Annotated in this window: 2 rRNA genes; both read left to right on the top strand. The window is 60.6% G+C overall.

Features of this window, described 5'->3' with window-relative positions:
- Positions 1-158 (top strand): 16S ribosomal RNA (locus tag AB8Z36_RS40045); the annotation flags it as partial.
- A gap of 313 nt (positions 159-471) precedes the next feature.
- Positions 472-643 (top strand): 23S ribosomal RNA (locus AB8Z36_RS40040); the annotation flags it as partial.

Here is a 643-nt window from a genome sequence, read left to right as displayed (position 1 = left end):
CCTTGTACACACCGCCCGGCACGGCGGGAGAGTCGGTGACGCCCGAAGCCGGKGGCCCAACCCCTTGTGGGAGGGAGCTGTCGAAGGTGGGACTGGCGATTGGGACGAAGTCGTAACAAGGTAGCCGTACCGGAAGGTGCGGCTGGATCACCTCCTTTCTAAGGAGCACTTCTTATCAACTCCGGTTGATCAGAGGCCAGTTCATCAGCGAACGTCTGATGCTGGTTGCTCATGGGTGGAACGTTGACTACTCGGCCTGTTTCACGGGTCGGAGGCTGCCAGTACTGCTCGTAAGAGCGTGGAACGCACGATCTCCGGACGGAAAAGGGTCGGGCACGCTGTTGGGTATCTGAGGGTACGGGCTGTGAAGCCTGTCCTTCGATGCCGACCCCAGTGCACTCGGGCTGCTGGTCCGGGGTGATGGGTGGTTGGTCGTTGTTTGAGAACTGCACAGTGGACGCGAGCATCTGTGGCCAAGTTTTTAAGGGCGCACGGTGGATGCCTTGGCACCAGGAACCGATGAAGGACGTGGGAGGCCACGATAGTCCCCGGGGAGTCGTCAACCAGGCTTTGATCCGGGGGTTTCCGAATGGGGAAACCCGGCAGTCGTCATGGGCTGTCACCCGCTGCTGAACACATAGGC

It is taken from the genome of Streptomyces flavofungini, assembly GCF_041028215.1.
Classification (GTDB): domain Bacteria; phylum Actinomycetota; class Actinomycetes; order Streptomycetales; family Streptomycetaceae; genus Streptomyces; species Streptomyces flavofungini_B.
This window is presented reverse-complemented; position numbering and strand designations above follow the sequence as displayed.